General features: G+C 65.4%; 17 protein-coding genes. 7 read left to right on the top strand and 10 right to left on the bottom strand.

Features of this window, described 5'->3' with window-relative positions; genetic code table 11:
- Positions 1–167: 167 nt before the first annotated feature.
- Together BLU29_RS05650 and BLU29_RS05645 are read left to right on the top strand one after the other, a co-directional pair.
- The gene (locus tag BLU29_RS05650) at positions 168–2,339 is read left to right on the top strand and encodes a TonB-dependent receptor (protein ID WP_091055814.1); all 2,172 of its coding nucleotides are present in this window, start codon (positions 168–170) and stop codon (positions 2,337–2,339) included.
- A 157-nt stretch (positions 2,340–2,496) separates the two neighbouring features.
- Entirely contained in the window at positions 2,497–4,911 is a 2,415-nt protein-coding gene (locus BLU29_RS05645) for a sodium:solute symporter (protein ID WP_091055812.1), read from the top strand.
- Here the strand turns inward: BLU29_RS05645 and BLU29_RS05640 are convergent, their stop codons facing one another.
- Genes BLU29_RS05640 through BLU29_RS05630 form a run of 3 tightly spaced genes read right to left on the bottom strand, consistent with a single transcriptional unit; the run spans position 4,912 to position 8,199 of the window.
- Positions 4,912–5,859, bottom strand: coding sequence for an alpha/beta hydrolase-fold protein (locus BLU29_RS05640; protein ID WP_157693653.1), 948 nt, complete (start codon positions 5,857–5,859; stop codon positions 4,912–4,914).
- A gap of 22 nt (positions 5,860–5,881) precedes the next feature.
- Entirely contained in the window at positions 5,882–6,385 is a 504-nt protein-coding gene (locus tag BLU29_RS05635; RefSeq protein WP_157693652.1) for an N-acetyltransferase, read from the bottom strand.
- Positions 6,382–8,199: a PLP-dependent transferase gene (locus tag BLU29_RS05630; protein ID WP_091060937.1), complete on the bottom strand. Its 1,818-nt coding sequence runs from the start codon at positions 8,197–8,199 to the stop codon at positions 6,382–6,384. The genes BLU29_RS05635 and BLU29_RS05630 overlap by 4 nt, the downstream gene beginning before the upstream one ends.
- 78 nt (positions 8,200–8,277) lie before the next feature.
- Between BLU29_RS05630 and BLU29_RS05625 the strand changes: the two genes are divergently transcribed.
- Positions 8,278–9,249, top strand: coding sequence for an inositol monophosphatase (locus BLU29_RS05625; protein WP_091055809.1), 972 nt, complete (start codon positions 8,278–8,280; stop codon positions 9,247–9,249).
- 34 nt (positions 9,250–9,283) lie between these two features.
- Here BLU29_RS05625 and BLU29_RS05620 read toward each other — a convergent pair whose 3' ends face one another.
- The 7 genes from BLU29_RS05620 to BLU29_RS05590 all read right to left on the bottom strand — a co-directional run bounded on the left by BLU29_RS05620 (position 9,284) and on the right by BLU29_RS05590 (position 16,479).
- A complete protein-coding gene (locus BLU29_RS05620; protein ID WP_091055808.1) occupies positions 9,284–9,736 on the bottom strand; it encodes a hypothetical protein in 453 nt (150 codons plus the stop codon).
- Positions 9,737–9,811: 75 nt separating this feature from the next.
- Positions 9,812–12,226, bottom strand: coding sequence for a hypothetical protein (locus BLU29_RS05615; RefSeq protein WP_091055807.1), 2,415 nt, complete (start codon positions 12,224–12,226; stop codon positions 9,812–9,814).
- A 110-nt stretch (positions 12,227–12,336) separates the two neighbouring features.
- Entirely contained in the window at positions 12,337–13,335 is a 999-nt protein-coding gene (locus BLU29_RS17925) for an EamA family transporter (protein ID WP_172830218.1), read from the bottom strand.
- A 14-nt stretch (positions 13,336–13,349) separates the two neighbouring features.
- Entirely contained in the window at positions 13,350–13,952 is a 603-nt protein-coding gene (locus BLU29_RS05600; protein ID WP_091055803.1) for a DJ-1/PfpI family protein, read from the bottom strand.
- Positions 13,953–14,157: 205 nt separating this feature from the next.
- A complete protein-coding gene (locus tag BLU29_RS05595) occupies positions 14,158–15,624 on the bottom strand; it encodes a PLP-dependent aminotransferase family protein (protein WP_091055802.1) in 1,467 nt (488 codons plus the stop codon).
- A 196-nt stretch (positions 15,625–15,820) separates the two neighbouring features.
- A complete protein-coding gene (locus tag BLU29_RS17920; RefSeq protein ID WP_157693650.1) occupies positions 15,821–15,976 on the bottom strand; it encodes a hypothetical protein in 156 nt (51 codons plus the stop codon).
- A 29-nt stretch (positions 15,977–16,005) separates the two neighbouring features.
- Positions 16,006–16,479 carry a GNAT family N-acetyltransferase gene (locus BLU29_RS05590; RefSeq protein WP_091055800.1) on the bottom strand — a complete coding sequence of 158 codons (474 nt, stop codon included), beginning with the start codon at positions 16,477–16,479 and terminating at the stop codon, positions 16,006–16,008.
- 138 nt (positions 16,480–16,617) lie between these two features.
- On the opposite strand from BLU29_RS05590, the gene BLU29_RS05585 reads away from it, so the two are divergent.
- The 4 genes from BLU29_RS05585 to BLU29_RS05570 all read left to right on the top strand — a co-directional run bounded on the left by BLU29_RS05585 (position 16,618) and on the right by BLU29_RS05570 (position 19,513).
- Complete coding sequence (locus tag BLU29_RS05585) at positions 16,618–17,031, top strand: DUF3568 family protein (RefSeq protein WP_091055798.1); 414 nt, start codon at positions 16,618–16,620, stop codon at positions 17,029–17,031.
- A 75-nt stretch (positions 17,032–17,106) separates the two neighbouring features.
- Positions 17,107–18,570: a DEAD/DEAH box helicase gene (locus tag BLU29_RS05580; protein WP_231962317.1), complete on the top strand. Its 1,464-nt coding sequence runs from the start codon at positions 17,107–17,109 to the stop codon at positions 18,568–18,570.
- 69 nt (positions 18,571–18,639) lie between these two features.
- Positions 18,640–18,993, top strand: coding sequence for a metalloregulator ArsR/SmtB family transcription factor (locus BLU29_RS05575; protein ID WP_091055796.1), 354 nt, complete (start codon positions 18,640–18,642; stop codon positions 18,991–18,993).
- A 7-nt stretch (positions 18,994–19,000) separates the two neighbouring features.
- Positions 19,001–19,513, top strand: a complete 513-nt coding sequence (locus tag BLU29_RS05570; protein WP_091055795.1) for an arsenate reductase ArsC — start codon at positions 19,001–19,003, stop codon at positions 19,511–19,513.
- Positions 19,514–19,528 lie beyond the last annotated feature (15 nt).

The raw sequence follows: 19,528 nt of genomic DNA, 5'->3' as shown, positions 1-19,528 counted from the left end.
CCGACCCCCGTCCGCCAACCACGTTACCCCTGTTGCCGTCCCGCCGGAACCACCTCCCGCTCCTCCCTCGCCCCTCCGGGCGTCGGTGACCCGTGCCCGGCTGTTCCCTGACTTTTCTCTCCGTTAATCTCCCCGTAAGCGCAAACGTTTGCTTAACACCTGCCCCAATGAATAAACACCCCGCCCGCTCCCACTCCGCCGCCGCGCTGCTTGCTGCGCTGCTGCTTGTCTCGTGCGTCACCCGCGGCCTGGCCCAGACCACCGCCGCGGCCAAGGATGACGACAAGAAAACCGATGTGGTCCAACTGGACAAGCTGACCGTCACCACCGGCTATCGGTCGCCCAAGGCGATCGACCAGATTCCCGGCGCCATCACCCTGATCTCCCCGGATGAAATCAACAATGCGCTGCTGCTCTCGGATGATCTGACCGCCGTGCTCGCCCGGACCGTGCCCGGCTATGCGCCCGCGACCCAGCAGATGCAGAACACCGGTGAGACCCTGCGCGGTCGCGTCGCGCTCCGCCTCTTCGACGGCATCTCCCAGACCACCCCGCTGCGCGAAGGCAGCCGCAACGCGACCTTCACCGACATGGACATCGTGTCGCAGATCGAAGTGATCAACGGCCCCTCGGCTGCGGAAGGCATCGGTGCGGCCGGCGGCATCATCAATTACATTTCCAAGAGCCCGACCAAGGATGGCAGCGAAGCCACCCTGCGCACCAAATTCTTCGGCCAGGGTTACAGCGACAGTTATGGCTACCGGGTCGGCCTGAACTACACCCACAAGGAAGGCGCCAATGATTTGATTTTTGGCGCGGCCTTTGAGAAACGCGGCGCGCCTTACGATGCCAACGGCCGGCTGCAGGGCTTGGGCGCGAGTGGTTCCGACAGCGATACGCAGTCCAAGAATCTGTTCATCAAGGCCGGGCACAGTTTTGGCGAAAACAACGCCCAACGCCTCACGCTGACGGTCAGCCAGTTCCGCATCGAGGGCATGGGACATTATGTTCAGTTGCTTGGCGACCGCACGCAGGGCATCACGGACTCCGCCATCCGCGGCGTGCCGCCCGGAGGGAGAGCCTCGTTCAATGATTTCAGCCAGTATGCACTGGCGTATAAAAACGACGCTCTTTTCGGCGGGTCACTGAATGTCCAGGCCTACAAGGCCAGTCAGGCCATGCGGTTCAACCCCGAGGTCGTCGCCCCCGACAAGGCTGATCCGGTCCTGGCTCCGCTGGGCGTGGGGATCGATCAGTCCGAAATCAACTCCCAGAAGAAGGGCGTGCGGAGTTCCTGGTCAGGCAAGGACGTTTTTGGGCTCACGGGCCTGGAGCTGACCCCGGGGTTCGACTATATGGATGAAACGGCCCAGCAACTGCTCGCGCTCACGGGGCGCACCTGGGTGCCCCCGATGAATTACACCAGCAAGGCCCCCTTCGCCCAGGCCTCTTACACCCAAGGCCCGGTTACCGTCAGTGGCGGGGTGCGTCACGAAGGCGGCACGCTCCAGGTGGACGACTACACCACGGTCTACTTTGCGCACAACACGTTTGTCAAAGGCGGCACCCTGGAATACAGCAGCACCCTGCCCAATGCGGGTGTCATCGTGCGGCTGCCGCAGAACTGGTCGGTCTTCGGTTCCTACAGCAAGGGCTTCTCGCTGCCGAACGTCGGCATCCCGCTGCGCAACGTGAATACCCCCGGCCAGACGGTGAACGGCATCGTCGACCTGCAGGCGGTGATCTTTGACAACAAGGAAGGTGGCGTAAGCTGGCACGGCAAACAGTTCAGCTTCAGCGGCTCCTACTATCGCTCCTATTCCGACCTCGGCTCGAGCCTGTCGGTGGATCCGGTGACCAAGGATTTCATCCTGCAACGCCGGCCGGTCCTGCTGCGCGGCCTCGAGTTCAGCGGGGAATACAAGATGAACGCGGCGCTCAAGTTCACGGCGATCTTCTCGCATACCACGGGCTACACCCGGACTTCCGATACCGGCCCGCTCATCCGCCAGCAGGGCATGAGCAATGTCAGCCCCGACAAACTCAACCTGTCCTCGACGTGGAAATTCTATCCCCGGGCCAGCCTGACGCTCGATGTGGAGCATCTCTTCTCCCGCGATATCAACATCGGCGCGCCCGGCGAGGAACACACCGTCGGGCTCACCCTCGCGCACCTCACGGCGACCTACTCCACCAAGAAGTGGGGTGACTTCTCGCTGGGCGTCGAGAATCTGCTGAACCACTACTACATCCTGCCCTGGGCCCAGATCGACCAGTTCCAGAACTACTTCGCCGGCCGCGGCCGCGTGATCTCGATCTCGCATGTGGTGAAGTTCTAAGCGAACACCCGGCGGCTTCCTCCTCCCGCCCGATGCTTTTCCGCGGACTGTGTTTCAGCCCCGGAGGGCATCGGGCGTTTTTTTATCCGCCCGTTGGTGTCGCCCGGTGCCGCCGCTGTAACTTTCCCGTGACGGCCAGTTGGTAAACGCCCATAGTGTGAAGATTCCCCCCGAGCCCCTCCGTTTCCTGAGAACCACCGGCGCGTTGCTGCTGGCGCTGGGCTGCGCCGCGTTGGTGGGGGCGGCCCCGCTGCTCCCGGTGCGCCTGACCGACCAGGGCAGCGTGACCGCGGGCGCCGGCAGCCAATTGGCGGTGGTGGATGGAATTCCCCTCGTGCTCGAAGGCGGCCGCGGCTGGAGGCAAACGGGAGCAAACAGCTGGCAGGAGCTGGCGTGGCGGCCCGCAGGCACGCTCACCGCGGTATTCGGGGACGGCCAGACGGCCTTTGCGCTGCTGGCGGACGGCCCGACCGACGCGACACAAAAGGTCCACCAGCTTTTGTTGACGGATGGACAGCTCTCGTCCCGCCCGTTGCCGGCGTTGCCCATGCCCTTGCGGGCCGTCCACGGCGCGGTCAAGGACGCCAAGGTTTTTGTCCATGGCACGGATCAGTCCGGTGTCAGCCGCCTTTTCGTCTGGTCGCGCAAGGACGGCGCTCCCGCCTGGAGTGCCTACGCCGGGATTGCCGCCGGCCGGGTCGAGGCGCTTGTGGCCCAGCAGGATTCGCTCTTTGCCGTGGTGACTTCCACAGACGGCACCGGTCAACGGCTGCACCAGTGGTCGGCGGGAGGGACCTGGATCGAGGCCTCGCCCTTGCCCGGGCCGCTCGCCGCCGGGGCGGCGCGGGCCGTGGGACAGGCCCACATTCTTTGCATGGTCGGCGACGGCGCGGCGCGGCGGATCGTGACCTATTACACGGTCACCCGCGTTTGGGCGGAACTCGGCCAAGTAGCCTTCGCCGGGATCCAGCCCGGCGCGGCGTGGGGCAACGGCTTTCTTCTCGCCCGGGCCGGCGACCGGCAGCTCACCCTGAGTCTCGTCGAACTGGTACCGACCAAGCTTCTGCTCCGGCCGCTCGACTGGGTCATGATCGTCCTCTATCTGGCGCTCATCGCCGGCATCGGGGTTTACTGTTTTCGCCGGGAAAAGAAGCAATCGACCGCGAGTTTTTTCGTGGGCAGCCGGACGATTCCCTTCTGGGCCGCGGGCATCAGCCTCTATGCCACCAATTCAAGTTCCATCGGCTACATCGCGACCACCGCGAAGGCCTTCGCCACGAACTGGCAGTATCTGCTGGGCAACATCTTCGGGGCGCTCGGCCTGATGTTCGTGGCGGTGTGGATCGTGCCCCTGCTGCGGCGACTGGAGCTCATGTCCGTTTTCACCTACCTCGACCAGCGGTTCCACAAGTCGGTGCGCCTCGCGGCCAGCGCGTTCTGCATCACGATGCACATGAGCGGCCGGCTGAGTGTGATCCTGTTCCTGCCGTCGCTCGCCATTGCGACCATCACCGGACTGAACGTGATCTGGAGCATCATGATCATGGGGCTGGTCACCATCGCCTATACGGCGTTGGGCGGCATGCGGGCGGTGATCTGGACGGATCTGGCGCAGGTCATCGTCAAGGTCGGCGGCCTGATCTTCGCGGTGGGTTTCATCATCTCCCGGCTCCACGGCGGGGCGGGCGAATTCGTGGCGACAGCGATGGCGGACGACAAGATGAAGATGTTCGACTGGAGCTTCGACCTGACCAAGGCGACCGTGTGGTGTTTCATCTTCCTGACCCTGCTCGAGACGGTCCTGACTTTTCCCAAGGACCAGATCCTCATGCAGCGGGTGTTCACCACCAAGTCCGAGAAGGAGGCGAGCCGGTCGGTCTGGGTGTTTGCGGTGATGGTCATCCCGGCGAGCGCCCTGTTCTATCTCATCGGCACGGGCCTGTATGTGTTTTACCACAGCCATCCGGAAAGGATGAACCCGCTGCTGCCGATTGACGCGACGTTTCCGCTGTTCATCGCGGCGGAGCTGCCGACGGGGGTAACCGGCCTGATGATTGCCGGGCTGTTTTCCGCCGCCATGGCGACGAGCTCCAGCATCCTGAACAGCGTCTCCACGATGGTGTCCGTGGATTTCTACGAGAAAATCGCCAAGCAGCCGAGCCAGGCGTTCAGCATCCGGCTGGCGGAGTGGGTCACGGTGATTGCCGGGCTCATCGGCATCGGTCTGGCGATCCTGCTCTCGCGCTTCAGCATCAATTCATTCCTGGACACCTCGATCGAGCTGGTCGGGCTCTTTGGCGGTGCCTTCGGCGGTGCCTACACGCTGGGCATGTTCACCCGGCGGGCCAACTGGCAGGGCGTGTTGATCGGCATGATCGTCAGCTTCGTCGTTACGTTCGCCGTCTGGTGGCTGCACCTGGTGCATCCGTTCCTCTATCTCGGGTGCTCGATTCTCATCTCCATTGTGGTCGGCTACCTGGCGAGCCTCTTCTTCCCGGCGCCGTCCGAGGAATCCATCGCCGGGCTCACGATTCTCACGCCGAAGCGCAAGCCGGTTGCCGGCCCGGCCTGATCAACGTCCCGGGGTGGGCGCCGGTTTGAGCCGGGTAAACACATATTCAATCCCCTCGACAAAGGTGGGTCGCCAGGTGTCCCAATTGTGGGTGCCGGCCACGACGCGCAACTGCGAGGTGGTCTTCGGCACGCGCCGGATTTTGTTGTAGAGCGTGTGCGCCTCGTAATCCAGGTCGTGCGCCGCCTGCGCCGGATCGGCCAGGGCATGTTCGTCGTCGCCCACGGCGATGAACATCACCAGCGGCAGCCCCTTCGCGACGAAGGCCGGGATGGTCGCCGGGTAATTGAGCGCGGTGTAGGTGTCGGCATCGAAGACCGCCGGCCCCTTGCCAAACGCGCCGAATTCCCGCGTGCTGGAATCCGGCGGCGGGAGCGGGAAGTAGACCGCCGGGCTGAGCACAATGGCGGCGCCGAACAATTCCGGATGGGCGAGCGAATAACGCAGCGCGCCATAGCCGCCCATCGAGTAACCGCCGACGATGCGGCTGTTTCGCTCCGGGCGCGTCGGGTAGGTGGCATCGACGTGGGCGACCAGGTCGCGCGTGAAGGCGCTTTCCACCGCTTCGCCCGCCGGCAGATCCTTGGTTCCGGCAAACTGCGAATCAATGTAGTAGCCGGCCCGGCGGCTCGACGACGCGTCTGGCATGACGGCGATCACGGCCGGGATCCGATGTTCGCCGATCAGACGGTCCAGGTCCGGCTTGATGGTGGTCCAGGCGGCCATCTTGTCGCCGCGCCCGTGCAAGAGGTAGAGGACGGGATAACGCACGGAGCCATCCGCCACATAGCCCGGGGGCAGGTAGAGTTGGTAGCTGATGCCGTGGCCGAGAACGGCGGATGCGCAGGCGCGCGATTCAATCGTGCCGGCTGGTTCCGCCGCCCAGCCCGGAAGCCCGGTGGCAAGCAGGCCCAGCAGAGCGAGGATCGGGTGGAAGCAATATCTCACGGCCCGATTCTTTGCGGGAGGTTCACGGCACGCAATCCGCGATGCGCGGCGCGGCGGGCAGGGGTGCCTCCATGAGCATGCAGTGATAAGAGGGGTGCATGCCGCGATCGGCAAAGCCGAGTGAACGGTAAAGGGCGATCGCGTTGAGGTTGTCCGGGAAAACATAAAGCGAGTAGCCGGTGATGGTCGGATGCAACTTGAGCGCCTCGCGCATCAGCGCCGTGCACAGGGCGCGACCCAGGCCCAGCCCGCGATGATGGGGCGATACGATGATGCGGGCGAGATGGCCGTAGGTCTGCTCGCGGAACCGTACCTGGCCGAAACCAACGAGTCCGTGCCCCGGGGATCCGAAGGCGAAGGCCGTGGTGTCCGCGTGATTGATATCCGTCCACAGGGACTCCGGCGTGGCCGGACAGCGGGTGCTGGGCCCGGCCCAGCGGCGCAGGGCGTCGTCCTCCGGGGTCCACGACAACGCCACGGCGGCGTCGGCGGGAGTGGCGCGGCGCAGGACGGGCGGCGGATTCACTTCACACAATCCGCGAAACGCGGCTGGGCGGCGGCGTGTCGCCGGTGCACTTCGGTGTAGATTTCGTCCGCGGTGCGGTCGATCTCGGCCCCGGCCATGAACTTCTTGCTGAAGCCGGAGATCTGGTCATCGATGGCCCGGGTGGCCGCGAGGAAATCGCCGATGAGCTCGCGGGGCGATTCGTCGCCGACCGAGATGCGGATGGTGGTCGGTGTGATGCCTGCCTCCTTGAGCGCCGCGGGGCCGAGTTCGGAATGCGACGTGAGTGCGGGGCAGAGCACGAGCGTGTTGCTCTGGCCGAGCGACACCATGTGGCCGAACATCGGGGCCAGCGAATCGAAGAAGCGCTCGAGCGTGACGCGCGAGATTTTCGCCGCCTCGAAGTTGATGGTGAACAGCGGCGCGGGCAGTCCGAGATAGGAGAGCCGGGCGGCGGTGGCGTGGTTCGGGTCCTCCGGGTTGGCCGGGCCGCTCACGGTGACGAGCGGGTTGGAGGCGAGCCAGCGCGCGAAGACCAGCGTGTTGATGCATTTCTTGAGCATGCGCTGCTCGAGCGTCTTCATGCCGGTCAGCACCTCGAACGCCTTGTCGGAGTCGAGGAACGCGCCCTTGATGTAGTAGACGTTCCAGAAAAGCGTGTCGTGCCAGCTCTTGCCGGACGGCGAAGTGTCGCCCTTCGGCAGGAACATGTCCTCGTTGCGGCCGATGACGACGCCGGCGGTCGTGGTGCCGTGGCCGGTAAGATCCTTGGTGTAGCTGTGGATCACGTAGTCCGGGCGCTCGGCGGGATTGGGCTGCTGCAGCGGGCGGACGAGGAAGGGCGTGCCGACGGTGGAGTCGCAGATGACGGTGAGGCCGGCCGCGTGCGCCGCGGCGCAGATGCCCGGCACGTCGAGGAACACGCCATGCGGGTTGCACGGGCTCTCGAGGTAGATGTAGATGCGGCGGCCGGTGGTGAGCTGTTCGGAGTATTTCCGTTTCACGGCGGCGAGCGCCTTGGTGAAGTCGGCGGTGGTGAAGCCGTCGAAGAACTCGACGCCCACGTCGAGATTCGAGCGCTTGCCGAACCAGTCGTGCAGGAGCTGGTAGGCGCCGCCATAGATGTTGCGCGAGGAGAGGACGACGTCGCGGTAGCCGATGAGGTGCGAGAGCGCGGCGTCGATCGCGCCCATGCCGGAGTTGAAGTTCCAGGCCATGTATTCGCCCGCCATCGGGCCGGCTTCGATGTCCACGATGTGGTTGGCGAGCGAGATGGACGTCGGGTTCATCAGGCGCGAATAGATCTCGTGCAGGAACTCGCGGCCCTGGAAGGCGTCGTCGATCCACTCGGAGCAGGCGTAGAGGTAGGTCGCGGTGCGGGTGATGACCGGCGTGGCCGAGAAGATGGCCGTGACGTTGTCGAAGATCGGGTAGGGGCCCTTCGCCAGCATCGTCGTGTTGCTGTAGCGGAGCGACTGGTGCGTTTTGCGCGACGGGTTCTGCAGCGTGTCGAGCAGCTTCGCCAGCTGGAAGGAGAGGAACTTCTTGGCGTTGAACAGCGCCAGCCGGTCCTGCCGCGGCAGGCGGCCGAGTTCGCGCGTGGTCGCCTCCCACAAATCCATCACGTCGCCGTGCGCGGCATAGAGTTTCTCGGCGAGTGCGAGCAGCGGCTTGCCCGCCTCGCTCCGCGGGTCGATGTGGAAATGCTCGAGTTGTTCGACCGCCAGTTCGTGGAGCGTGGTGGCCTGCGTGGTCTTGCGGCGCGGGGAAAGCAGTCGCGCCGGCGGGGCCTCCGGCTTGTGGGGTTTCTTGGGGGAAGCCGGGGTCTTTTGCATGGCGTAAAGTTGCTGTGTCATAAACGCGGTTGCAAGCAGCGGCTGGTGGCGGTCAGCTCATTCACCCATTTGGATTTAATGATGCATCCCAATCTCGACCAGGCCCGGCGGCTGCTCTGCCGGCTGCAGGACGCCATCCGCGATTCCGTGCGGACGGCGCAACGCCGCGGGGCCCGGCGGCTGACGCGCGTGGCGGCGGTCACCACGGCAGACACGATTTACGGCATCGACAAGGTTAGCGAGCACGCCGTGCTGGCCTGGTTCGGGAAAAACTGGCCAAAACGCTGGCCGGTCGAGTTGGTGATGGAGGGACTCGAGGGAGCCGCGGTCACCTTTCCCCGCCGCACCCCGATAAAGCAGACCCTCTTCAAGTGCATCCTCGATCCGATCGACGGCACCCGCGGGCTGATGTATGACAAGCGCAGTGCCTGGAGCCTCGCCGCGCTCGCGCCGCAACGCGGGGCGAAGACCAATCTCAGCGACATCATCGTCGCGGCCATGACGGAGCTGCCGACGGGCAAGGCGGGCTTCGCGGACCAGCTCAGCGCGGTGCGCGGGCAAGGCGTGCGGGCGGACCGGCTCGATCTGCGCACCGGCCGGCGGCGAAAATTTGTGCCGCGGCCTTCTCGCGCGCGCGACTTGGCGCACGGGTTCGCGTCGTTCGCGAAGTTTTTCCCGCCGGGCAAGGTGTGGCTGGCCAAGCACGAGGCGAAGCTCTGGCGGGCGCTCGGTGACAGCCCGCACATTTTCGACGACCAATACCTGAGCACCGGCGGCCAGCTCTATGAGCTGCTGATGGGACACGACCGCTTCATCGCCGACCTGCGGCCGCTGGCCTTTGCCCGGCTGCGCCTGCCGTCGGCGCTGACGTGCCACCCCTACGACATTGGCACGGCGCTGATCGCGCAAGAGCTGGGCTGCGTGGTCACGGCGCCGGACGGCAAGCCGCTGCGCGTGCCGCTCGACACGACCTCACCCGTGGCTTGGGTCGGCTACGCGAACCCAAGTTTGGCCCGGTTGATCGGGCCGAAACTCAAACGGCTGTTGTAGGGGCGTGGCTTGACCGCGCCCCTACCGATGGACCTCAGTCCTTCGACTGCTCGATCACCGTGGCCTTGCCGTCCCGGAAGGTGACGCGGATGCGTTCCTCTTTTTCCGGCCGGTAGGTCTCGATGTAGGCCGGGTTGTAGAAGACGCGGTAGCTGCGCAGATAGGGATCGTAGTAAATGCGCCGGTAGTAACCGACCATATTCGTGCCATCGTAGCGGTCGTAGTAGGTGTTGTAGATCCACACGACCGAGGTGCCTTCCGTGCGGACCGCCTGCCGCTTTTCGTCCGGCTTGCCGAGGGCGAGATAGACCATGTCTTGGGTGTAGCCGAGGTCGACGATGCCTTGCTTGATCTTGTCCTGCGTGGCGGCATCGAGCTTGGCGAAGACGTCGGGCTTTTGCTTGATGCGATCATCGACCGACTGGCAACCGGCCAGAAATCCGAGGCTGGCGGCGAGCATGAAGGTGGAGAGTAGGCGGTGGTTCATGATGGAAGGGGTAGACCCCGGCAATCTAACCGGGTTTCACGGAAAAACCAGCGCTGCTTCATGCCCGGTGATGGGTCAGGCGGTGAATGCCGCCCGCCACGGCCGGCCGGGCTCCACGCGGGCGAAAATTCCCGCCGCGGTGATCTCGCCGAGCTTGCGGTAGCTCTCCCATTGCGCCTCGTCGAAGAACTGGTCGGCGGTCGTTTCCTGGGGAAATTCCCGGTGCGCCGCGTGGTAGTTAAGGATGTCCATCGGTTCGGTGCCCGTGACGGTCGGCTTGAGCAGGAGAAGGAGGGATTCCTGTCCGTTGTCCTGGAACACGGCGCGGGCGAGCAGGGCACCGGTGGCGGAGAAGCCGGTTTTCCCGTCGATGTCCATGACCTCGGTCAGCGAGCCGGGTTGCACAGCCGACGGTTTGCCGACCGGCTTGGGCGGGAGCACCGTGATCTCGGCATTGAAGTCGAGCCGGGCCTTGCGGACGAGGTTGGCGAAATCATCCATCTGGCGTTCCGCATCGCCCCCGTCGTCGCAGATGACGATGAAGGGCAGCCGGCGGCGGAGGAGTTCGTAGGCGGCGGTGTTCTCGAAGTGACCGCCGTCGGTGAGATACCAATGCCGCCGGGCGGAGCCGTAGAAGCGCGCCTGAAACTCATTGAGCAACTGCGACTGCATGGGGAACAGGAAGCCGGGCAAATGCAGGAGAAAATCCGTCACGCGCGCCGGGAGGCTCGCGTGGCGCGCGGCCGGGATGACGCCGCTATCCCACCACCAGCCGAGGCGGACGTTGAAGAAGCCGCAGAGAAAACTCAGGCCGGGACTCGTGCGGGCGCCCAGCGCGGTGCTGACCGCCGCGCCCGAGATGCCGATCCACTGGCCGAGTTCCTTCTGCTCGATCTTGTGGGATTTGAGGCCGGTGCCGCCGAGGCAATGGAATTCGCTGCCGTTGTCGACGGGCTGGACGGCGGCGCGCGGCTTGCCGTCGTCCGCCATCCAAAGCGCATGGTGCCGCACCGCCGCGGAAAGGCCCACGGGTCCGATCGCAAGGTTGAAGCCCTGGCGGTCCATCTGCTCCGTCTTGCTGCGACCGTCCTGGGTTTCGTTCACCGTGACGTTGATCAGATGGAGCGGACCGCCGACCTCCTCGGGCGCATAGGTTTCATAAGGCACGACGTCGCCGGGGATGGTCTCGGTGATGCCCTGCTCGTCGAGGTTCCGCCGCCGGGGATTCGAGGCGCCGAGATAGGCCCGGGTCAGGCGGGCGCCATACAGATTGGCCTGTGAGGAGAGGTTCAGGAACCCGAGCTGCAATCCGCCGAGGAGGGCCAGGACGGTGAGGACATAGAGGCTCCGGGGCCATCGGTCCATCAGGGCGTGCGCGGCGGTATCGAGGGTGGTCAGCCAGAGGATCGCGAGCCCGAGGGCGGCGACCGAGGCCAGCCAGTCCAGGCGCACGCTGATCTTTTCCTTTTGGGAAACCAGCTTCGTGAGGAAATCGCGAGCCTTGCCGGCAAAGAGCAGGAGCACGGCGCCGACTCCGCCGGCCCTTACGGCCCACGCGCAATAAGCGTCCTTCAAGGCGTGCCTGTCGTCCCAGATGGTGGCACCGGCGGTGTCGAGCAGTGCCAGGCCCGCCAGGCCAAGCACGGCAATGAGGCAGTTCTTCAGCCAGCGCGTATAGCGGTTGCGGGCGTCGCCACTGAGGCTCGGCACCCAATACAGCGCACCGACCATGATCCCGAGCGCGAGCGGCGGCAGCACGGTCCAGAACCACGGGCTCCACTGGATGGGTATCTTGACCAGCTGGCCACACCAGTCGAGCCCGACGGGCGGCGGCTCGGGCGGCTTCCGGTCGACCAGGCTGACCAGGCAGAAAATCATGGTGAGAAACACCGCGAGGACAAACTGGATGGAGAGCCAGTTGCGGAGCGTGGCGGCGGCGGCGAGCAGCGCGTCGCCCGAGCCGTTCGGCATGAGGTAGCGGCCGTTTTGGCGGAGCCAGGAAACCTCGAACGAGTCGGAATCGGCGAGGGCGCCTTCAACTTTTCCAAAGTGGCCGGCGACCGGCGCGGACTGGCGCAGGTCGCGATGCCAGAAGAACACATTTGATTTGAGCCAGCTGGCGTCGGGTTGCTTTTCCGCGCGACCGCGGTTCAACCACGCGCCGTAGAAGCTGCCGAAGTAGCCGCCGCCGGAGACGGTCGAAAGGAAATCAATCTGGCCGAGAAGTTTTTTCCGGGCGAGGGCCTGGAACACGCCGAGGCAGAATGTGGCGCTGCGAATGCCGCCGCCGGATAGCGCGAAGCCGACGGTGTCGGGTGGGAATTCCGCGGGCGGGGCGCCGTGTTTCTCCGGCGGCACGCCCTTGAGCGTCTGGCGCCGCGCGTGCAGGGCGGCCAGCTCAAGCTGTTTGAATTTGGCGGGATAATAAGCGTCAGCGGAAGACTGCGCGGCGGGCTCGCCCGCGGGCGAGGAATCGTTGGGGGTGGACATGGTGGTGCATGGCCCGTGGAGGGACTACTAGGCCGCGCGGGCGGCGGCTTCAATCCCAATGCGGCCGGTCCCGATCGGTGGAGAAAGGCGCGGCCGGTGCCGTTGCCGGATCAGCGGGTTTCGGCCGCCGGGGCGGGACAGGCGGCGACCACCGGGCGCGGGGGAGCCGGGACGGTTTTCTTGTTTTTCGCGATGGTGATGACCGCCACGCCGGCGATGATCACGCCGGCCGCGACAAAGATGCGGGGCGAGACGGGCTCGTGCAGCACGAACCAGCCGAGGAACACGGCGACGACCGGGTTGACGTAGGCGTAGGTGCTGACGCGCGCCGGGGTGCTGTGCTTCATCAACCAGGTGAAAGTGCTGAACCCGATCAGTGAGCCGAAGACGACGAGGTAAGACCAGGCAAAGACCGAGCGGCCGGTGATGGCGGCAGGAGTGAAATGCAAAAGTTCGCCGCTGGCCACGCTGGCGAGCAGGAGCCAGCCGCTGCCGCAGAGCATCTGAATGCCCGAAGCGGTAAAGGGCTCGGCGGGGCCGGACGCGTAGCGCATGTAGAGCATGCCGACGCCCCAGAGGAGTGTCGCCGCCAGCAGCCCGAGCACACGCCAAGGGTCGAGGCTGCCGACGCCGGTCGCCAGCACGTCGGGGCCGACCAGAATCGTCAGGCCGACAATGCCCAGGGCCAGGCCGACGAAAGTGAGCGCCGCCGGCTTCGTGCCGCGCTTGCCGTCCTTGAAAAAGGCGTGGACGGCCCAGTCCATCAGGACAATGAATACCGGGCCGGCGGAGATGATGAGGGTGGCGATGCCCGAGGGGATCTTCTGCTCGGACCACGACACGAGGCCGTTGCCGCCGAGGCAGAGGAAGCCGCCGGTGATGGCGTTGTCGCGCCACTGCTTGCGCGTGGCGCGGAAGCCCTTGGTGAAGGCGATGAACGCGGCGACGATCCCGCCGGCAACGAGAAAGCGGACACCCGCCATCAGGAACGGCGGCATCGTCTCCACGGCGATGCGGATACCGAGGTAGGTGGAACCCCAGATGAGATAGATGGCGGCAAAGCCGGCGATGAGGGCGGTCTTGGTGGGATGATTGGTGGGCGTGGTCACAAAAGAGATGGGGTTCAGCGGGCGACGCCTGTATCGTTGAGCCAATGGTATTCCATGTAGCGGGCGGTCCGGGTGGCGGCGGCTTCGCCCAGCAGCCGGGCGACGATGTGCAGCGACAGGTCGATGCCGGCGGAGATGCCGGCGGAGGTCAGGACCTGGCCGTTGTCGGTGAAGCGGGTGTCCTCGACCAGGTCGGTGTTGGGGGCGAGGGCGGCCAATTCGGCGAAATTCTCGTGGTGGGTCGTGGCGCGGAGATTGTTCAGCAGGCCGGCCTGGGCCAGCACCAGCGAGCCGGTGCAGACAGAGGCGACGACCTCGGCCTTGCGCGCCCGCTGGCGGATCCATTCAAGCACCGTGGGTTTCTTCAGCAAAGGACGGGTGCCGGCGCCGCCCGGCACGACGAGAATGTCCGGCGGCGGGGCCGTCTCCAAGGTGAAGTCGGGCACGACCTTCAGGCCGTTCCGGGCGCGGATGCTGCCCGGCAGCTCGGCGACGGTGAACGTGTGGAACGTCTCGAATCCCGTCAGCTCGTTGGCGACGGCGAAGACCTCGAAGGGTCCGGCGAAGTCGAGCACTTCGACCTCGGGAAAGATGAGAATGGCAACGTGGCGTTTCATGGCCGTCTGTCCGCCTGCCGACAGCAAAAACCCGCGCGGGTGTCGCTACCGGGCGGGACGCGGTGTTCTCTGCGGGCGGGGGCGGTCATCGCGGGAAGATAATCGGAAATAAGAATCGGAGTATTGGCCGGTCGGCCAACCCGCCTACGCTCCGGAGGTGCTTCGGCGCGGTAAACGGCGGAAAGCGGGCGGTGAATTCGCACGCTCAGAGCTGTTTTTTGATCAGGTCGCCGAGCGTCTTGAGCGCGGCCTCGATCTCGTCGGACCACGGCAAGCCGCAGCTCATGCGCAGGCAGTTGTTGTAGCGGTTCTTCACCGAGAACAGCGCGCCGGGCGCGGTGTTGATGCGGTGCTTGAGCGCCTCGTGGTGGAGCTTGAGCGTATCGACCTTCGCGGGGAGCTCGACCCAGATGACGTTGCCGCCCTGCGGCCGGCTGTAGCGCGTGCCCTCCGGGAAGTAGCGCTGCATGGACTGGGCGAACTGGTGCAGCTGCTGGTGGTAGGCGCGGCGGAGCGTGCGCAGGTGGTGGTCGTAGCCGCCGTCGCGCAGGAACTCGGCGATGGTCTTCTGCAGCACCACGGGCGTGCCCATGGTGTTGGTGAACTTGAGCCGGCGCACGCGTTCGAGGTAGCGGCCGGGCGCGGTCCAGCCGATGCGGAAGCTCGGGGCGAGGGTCTTGCCGAAGGAGGAGCAGAGCATCACGCGGCCGTCCTTGTCCCAGGCCTTGAGCGGCTTGGGCCGGAAGTCGCCGCAGTGCGTGTCGGCGTAAACGTCGTCCTCGATGGCGGGCAGGTCGTATTCGCAGAGCAGGTCGTAGAGCCGCTGCTTCTTCTCATCGGGCATGAGGCTGCCGAGCGGGTTGTGGAAGTTCGGCATCACGAGCACGACCTTGACGTCGTTCTGCTCGATGGCGTCGCGCAGCTCGTCGAGGCAGATGCCCTCTCGGGAGGAGGTCGGGATCTCGAGGGCGCGGAGGTTGAGGCTCTCGATCATCTCGAGGAAACCGAAGTAGGCGGGCGTCTCGATGGCGACGGTGTCGCCCGGCTTGGTGACCGCGCGCAGGCAGAGGTTGAGGGCCTCGGAGCAGCCGATGGTGACGACCAGCTCGTCGTGTGCAAGCGGCACTCCGCCTTGCAGGTAGCGGCGGGAGATCTCGCGGGTGAGCGGCTCGTAACCCCAGTTCATGCTCTCGCGGCTGATGAGCGTGGGGTCGCGGCGGGCGACGGAGCCGAGCAGGCGCGCGAGCTTCTTGTTCGGAAACAGGCTGTGGTGCGGGCAGGCGGCGCCGAAGGGGATGTAATCATGGTCGACCGAGCGCTCCATGATCGCGGTCGTGAGATCCTTCACGCCGACGTAGGCCGGCTTAGCCATGGGCTTGGCCATGCGCGGCTCGGGGCTGAGGAATGGCGGGCGCGGGCGGACGTAGTAGCCCGATTGCGGCCGAGCCTCCAGGTAGCCGCGATTTTCCAGCACCGTATAGGCCTGCAGCACCGTGGCGATGCTGACGCCGCGCTGGAGCGACATGCGGCGGACGGACGGCACGCGATGGCCCGGGCGCAGCGTGCCCTGCTCGATGAGCGACTGGAGGGAGGTGGCCAGCTCGGCGTAGAGCGGCTGCGACAGCGGGGTTTCAACCGGCTTCGCGAGGGGCGAGGGCAGCGTTTGGATCATGGCGTGGAGAAAGGGACGGGCAGAAGGTAGCGGAAACCGCTGGAACACGGCAGCAGCAGCGTGGTTTAATTGAAACCAGCACAGTTGCCATGTTACGATTCTGTGACCAACACAATTTTCCCGAAAGCGGGAAAACCGGGATGAAAAAAGGCGGCCCAATCGGACCGCCTGGGTGATTTTCCGTTAAAATCCCGACTCAAACCTCGATTGCGCCGCGCAGGTAGAGGACAGCGTGGCCGGCGATCTTCACGCGGTCACCGGGCGAGCGCGCAGAGCAGATCATCGCCGCGGGAGGAAAGCTGCCGGGCGTCAGCGCGGTCCTGCCCAGGCGCTGCACCGGTTTGCCGATCACCTTGGGTCGGCGATGTCGCGCAAGCGACCTCAGGCATACTGAGTGAGCGCCGGTCCGGTAAGCCGGCAGATCTGCCATTCCTTCATCCGGCGGGCCCCGAGGGCCTCGTAGAATTTGATCGCCGGCTCGTTCCAGTCGAGGACGGACCACTCCATGCGGCCGCACCCGCGGGCGTTGGCGATCTTCGCGAGGTGCAGGAGGAGCGCCTTGCCGGTGCCGCCGCCGCGGAATTCCGGTTTAACGAACAAGTCCTCGAGATAGAGGCCGGGCTTGGCGAGGAAGGTGGAGTAGTTGAAAAAATAAAGCGCGAAGCCCGCGGGTTGGCCGTCGACCTCGGCGATCACAACCTGCGCGGCCGGCGGCGAACCGAAGAGCGTGCGACGCAGGGCGTCCTCGGTGGCGACGACTTCGTGCGCGAGTTTTTCGTAGACCGCCAAGCCGCGGATGAGGTCGAGGATCAGCGGGACGTCGGCGGCAGTGGCGGAGCGGAGGAAGCAAGGCATGGGCACTGACATAGGCACCGGGGCGGCAAAGGCGAGTGCATGAACGAGGGCGGACCACTGCACCGCCCGTAAAAAACAGGTCAACAGTCCGGGAATATTTTCGGAGCAAATCCTGGCCGACCCGGTCTGAGTTGAGCTATGAAACATTCCATTCAGTCTGCCCATGGATCCGTTCGTGTTCTCTTGGTTGCTCTCGGGCTGGCCCTGGCGGCCACCGGCCTGACCGGCTGTTTCGCCGTTGTGGCCGCGGGTGCCGCGGGCACCGGGGTGGCTTGGTATCGAGGCCAGCTCGAGGCCAATCTGGGCAACAATATCGATGCCGTCTTCACCGCATCGCAAAAGGCGCTCACCCAGCTGGAGTTTGCCAACATCAGCAACCAGAAGAGCAGCGTCGACGCCCAGCTCGTTTCCCGCACCGCGCTTGATAAAAAAGTCGAGGTCAGGCTCGAGAAGGTGACGGACCGTTCCACCAAGGTGATCATCCGCGTCGGGGTTTTCGGCGACGAAACCCTGTCTATGTCCATCTTGGACAAGATCAAAGCCGCCCTTTGAGTTTCCGGGTTTGCCGGGTCGAGATGTGGGATTGCAATGCGGGCAGTGGGCCCTGATACCAAGGCCTACTATTCCATGCTACGTAAGTTAATTTCCAAGATCCGGCAGACCTTCACCGCGGACGCCAAGCGCCCCGAAACCAAACCGGCCCACCCCAAGTCCAACCGGCCCGCGCCCAAAGGCGCCCAACCCCGCCACGACAAACGGGGCGGTCATGCCCCCCGTTCCGAGGCGCCCCGGCCGGCCGCGCCGACCCACGCCCCGGTCAGGCCCGCTGCCCATGCGCCGCGCGCCGCCCAGGCCGCCAAGCCGCTGCCCGAGGTGCCGAAGATGGACACGCCTTTCACCGCGCTCGGACTCGGCGACCGCATCGCCTACGCCGTGCAGAAGAAAGGTTACGAGACCCCGACACCCATCCAGGCCCAGGCCATCCCGGTCGTGCTCAGCGGCAAGGACGTCATCGGCTCCGCCCAGACCGGCACCGGCAAGACCGCGGCCTTCTCGCTGCCGATCCTCCAGCGGCTCGGCACGCACGGCCCGATCCGCTGCCTCGTGCTTGAGCCCACCCGCGAGCTCGCGCTGCAGGTCGAGGAGTCGTTCAAGGAATATTCCAAGTTCACCGACCTGCGCACGACCGTCATCTACGGCGGCGTCGGCTACGGCAAGCAGCGCGAGGACCTGGCGCACGGCATGGATATCCTCGTCGCCACCCCGGGCCGGCTCCTCGACTTCATGGAACAGGGCGAGATCAAGCTCGACCAGGTCCAGACGCTCGTCCTCGACGAGGTGGACCGCATGCTCGACATGGGCTTCCTCCCCGACGTGAAGCGCATCGTGGCCAAGGTGCCGAAGTCGCGCCAGACGCTGTTCTTCACCGCCACGCTGCCGCCCGAGATCGAGCAGCTCGCCGCGTGGGCGCTGCGCGATCCGTTCAAGATTTCCGTCAGCCGCGAGCGCTCGACCGCCGAGACCATCTCGCACGCGTTTTATCCCGTGGTGCAGGCCCAGAAGTTCGAGCTTCTCGCGCACCTGCTTGAGCAGACCCAATACCACAGCGTCATCATCTTCTCGCGCACCAAGAGCGGCGCCGACTACGTCGCCAGCCGCCTCAAGCAGGCCGGGCACACCTGCGCCGTCATGCACTCCGACCGCAGCCAGCAGGAGCGCGTCGACGCGCTCAAGGGCTTCAAGTCCGGCAAGCACGAGGTGCTGGTCGCCACCGACATCGCCGCCCGCGGCCTCGACATCGCGGACGTGTCGCACGTCATCAACTTCGACGTCCCGGAGAATCCCGAGGACTACGTCCACCGCATCGGCCGCACCGGCCGCGCGCAGAAGACCGGCGACGCCTTCACCCTCGTCACCGAGGAAACCTGGCGCGACGCGCGCAGCATCGAGCGCTTTATCGGCATGAGCATCGAGTGGAAGAAGGTCGAGGGCTTCAACTACACCTACTCGGGCATCTTCGACGGCGGCGGCATGCCGCAGGCCGCGCCTGAGAAGCCGAAGAGCCGCCTGATGCGCGGCGGCCGGCGCTAAAATCGAGCCTCCCGCCGGGGAGGCTTTTTTCGGTTGAACTATATTCCTTGGTAAGCATATAGATTTCGCGTGGAGCTGATCCCAATCTACGAATGCCTCTGCGATCCCACCCGCTTGCGCCTGCTGAACGTGCTGGCGCAGGGCCCGCTGTGCGTCTGCCACTTCCAGGAAATCCTCGCTGAGCCGCAGGTAAAGATCTCCAAACACCTCGCCTACCTCCGGGCCCGGGGCCTGGTCGAGGTCGAGCGGCAGGGCAATTGGATGGTTTATGGGCTGCCGGCGAAGCCGGCCCGCGAGTTGAAAGCCAACCTGGCGTGCCTGCAGGACTGCGCGCAGGAGGACCCGGTGTTCAAGCGCGACCTGGCGCGGCTGAAAAGGCTGGCGCCGAAGTTTGCCGAGACGAGCCCGTGCGGCTGCAGCTGAATCCCCCATGACCACCAAGACTCCCTACAAGGTTCTCATCCTTTGCACCGGCAACTCGGCCCGCAGCATCCTCGGCGAATACCTGCTGCGGGCGAAGGGCCAGGGCCGCTTCGAGGTGCACAGCGCCGGCTCGCACCCGACCGGCCGCGTCAACCCGCTCGCGGTGCGCACGCTTCGCGAGAAATACGGCATCGAGGCCGGCGGCGCCCGCTCGAAATCGTGGGACGAGTTCAAGGCTGTGCGGTTCGATTTCGTGATCACGGTCTGCGACAACGCAAAAGAGGCGTGCCCAATCTGGCCGGGCCAGCCGATGATAGCCCACTGGGGTTCCCCGGACCCTGCCGCCGTCGAAGGCACGGAAGAGGAGAAATTCCAGTTCTTCGTCAACGTGGCCTCGCAAATCGCCCGTCGCGTGGACCTGTTTTGCGCCTTCCCGGACGACCGGTTGCTCGATGCCGTCGCCGTGCGCGACGTGGGGCGGCAGTTCAAGCTGGAGGGCGAGGCCGGCCTGAAGCGCTGACCATTTCAAACCAAC

It is taken from the genome of Opitutus sp. GAS368 (genome assembly GCF_900104925.1).
Taxonomy (GTDB): Bacteria; Verrucomicrobiota; Verrucomicrobiia; order Opitutales; family Opitutaceae; genus Lacunisphaera.
This window is presented reverse-complemented; position numbering and strand designations above follow the sequence as displayed.